This window comes from Intrasporangium calvum, assembly GCF_028446585.1.
GTDB classification, from domain to species: domain Bacteria; phylum Actinomycetota; class Actinomycetes; order Actinomycetales; family Dermatophilaceae; genus Intrasporangium; species Intrasporangium calvum_A.
The window spans coordinates 1-2,194 of sequence record NZ_JAPFQL010000153.1 but is presented as its reverse complement, the minus strand read 5'-3'; the positions used below and the strand labels follow the sequence as shown (position 1 = coordinate 2,194).

Below are 2,194 nucleotides of genomic sequence, written 5' to 3'. Positions count from 1 at the left end.
GGTGGCCGTATGCCGCTGGGCTCGCTCCCAGCCCCCACGCCCTCGAGTGGCCCCACCGTCCACACCCCCTCCCACCACCCACCCTGTGGATCACGGGGCCACTCGAGCTGGGGTTCACCGGCGGGCCGCGTCAGGTCTGGCTGGGCAGGGCGCCCCGCGCCAGGCTGTCGCCCGAGTGCTCGGGCCGATCGTCGAAGGGCTCTCGGGAGATGTCCACGACGACGTAGCCCTGGTCGAGCAGGGTCTGGCTGATCGGGAAGGTTCCGGAGGCGGCGTCGAGTACGCCGACGGACACCATGCGCTTGCCGTCGCTGTTGATGAGCCAGACCTCGAGGTAGCCGTCAGCCGCGTCGAGGGTGGTTGCCGTCGCGACCCGCAGGTCGACCCCGGAGTCGGTGCGCACGACGAGCGCCTCGCCCATCCGCTGCTGCGTGTCGAGGGTGTCGAGCTCCGCCTGGGCGACCGTCGTCGCCGGGGGCGGGGACTCGCTCCAGAGGGCTCGCCCGGTGAGCAGGCCCAGCGCGAGACCTGCGGCGGCCATCCCGGCGGCCCAGGGCCACACGCGCGGTCGCCGCGCGCGCGGGAAGTCCACGTCGGTCACCCCTGCCGCAACGGGCGCCGGCACGGCGGGGTCCGCGATCGCAGCCGCAACGCGGTCCCAGACCTGCGGGGCGGGCTGCTCCCAGCCGGCGGGGGAGGGCAGGACGGTGGCGGCCCGGGAGACGAGGACCGCGGTGCGACGCAGCTCGCCCACGGCGTCCGCGCACGTGTCGCAGCCTCGGAGATGCTGACGCGCACCTGGGGTCAGGTCTTCTGCGTCGAGTGCGGCGTCGGCCAGTTCATCGTCGTCAAGATGAGACACGGTCCACCTCCTTCAGTCGCTCGCGCAGCTGGACCAGGCCGCGGCGGATGTGGCTCTTGACCGTGCCGAGGGGCAGGCCCAAGGTGCTCGAGATGTCGTCGTGCGACCGGTCCTGCAGGAACGCCATCCGCAGGATCAGGGCGCGTGGGTCACCCATCCGCTCGAGCTCGTGGACGAGCAGGAGGCGCTCGGCCCAGTCGCTGTCGTCCGTGACCGAGGTGGTGGCAGACGGCTCGAGGGCCACGGCCTTCAGGTTCCGGTGGTTGCGGAAGCGCTGCGTGCGCAGGTCGGCGATCCGGTGTTTCGTGATCCCGACCAGCCAGGCGGAGATGCTGCCGTGCTCGGGTCGGAACGTGTGCCGGCCGTTCCAGGCGGAGACGAATACCTGCTGGGTGACATCCTCGGCATCGCCCACGTCGCCGAGCGAACGGAGGGCGATGGTGTGGACGAGGCCCGACCACTGCCGGTAGATCTCCGCGAGCGCGTCCGTGGAGCCCGCGGCGAGCGCGGTAGCCAGGTCGCCCGAGTCGACCTCGGGCTCGTCGGGGACGGCCACGAGCACACGATATCCGGCAGCAGCGGCGCGACCGGCCGGACTCATGGGATCGGGAGGGCGACGACGACGAGGTTCTGCTCGTAGGTCCCCGTCGCGCGGTCGAAGCGGCCGCTGCACGTGACGAGGTGCAGCCGGGGTGGGCCGGCCCGGCTGAAGAGGGCATCGAGGTCGAGCGTCTGCTTCTTCAGCCGGGCCACCTCCGTCACCCGGTACCGCTGCACCGCGTTCCCGGATCGGACTGTGACGACGTCGCCCCGTTCCAGCCGTTCGAGCCGGGCGGCCGGCCCGGTCCCGTAGCCGGGCAGGTCCCGGTGCGCGGCCAGGACCGTCGCTCCGGCCGGGTCCCCGGGCTGCGGGCCGTGCTCGTACCACCCCATCAGCGCGGGCGTGGCTGGCAGGGCCATCTGTCCGTCACGGGCGACGCCGACGGGCCGAACCGGCATCGACAGGTCAAGGTGGTTGATCTGGAGCCGGGTCGGGTGCGTGAGCCCACTCCGGCGACCGGCGCCGAGATCGGTGCCCAGGCCGGCGTCCCGGACGGTCAGCTGCGGCAGGGTCCGCTCACGGTCGACCGAGCGCACTGAGTCGGCCTGGTCCTGGGATGGAGCAGGCGTGGCGGGGAAGGCCAGTCCGTCGGCGGTGGGGTCCGACCATGCGGTCGAGGTCAGGGTCGCCGCCGGGTCGGGGCTGTGGCCGGAGGGCGCGGTCGCCCAGGTGGTGACGCCTCCCGCGAGCAGGGCGGCGGCCACCGCGGCCGCCGCCCGTGCCCTCGAGCG

General features: G+C 73.4%; 3 protein-coding genes. All 3 read right to left on the bottom strand.

All coding sequences use genetic code 11. The features are described from left to right. Window positions 1-130 precede the first annotated feature (130 nt). Window positions 131-862: an anti-sigma factor gene (locus OO014_RS19225; RefSeq protein ID WP_272463938.1), complete on the bottom strand. Its 732-nt coding sequence runs from the start codon at window positions 860-862 to the stop codon at window positions 131-133. Further along, window positions 849-1,418 carry an RNA polymerase sigma factor gene (locus OO014_RS19220; RefSeq protein ID WP_272463937.1) on the bottom strand — a complete coding sequence of 190 codons (570 nt, stop codon included), beginning with the start codon at window positions 1,416-1,418 and terminating at the stop codon, window positions 849-851. The genes OO014_RS19225 and OO014_RS19220 overlap by 14 nt, the downstream gene beginning before the upstream one ends. Before the next feature lie 41 nt (window positions 1,419-1,459). Then, window positions 1,460-2,194: class F sortase (locus OO014_RS19215; protein ID WP_272463936.1), on the bottom strand; the 735-nt coding region annotated here is incomplete at its 5' end.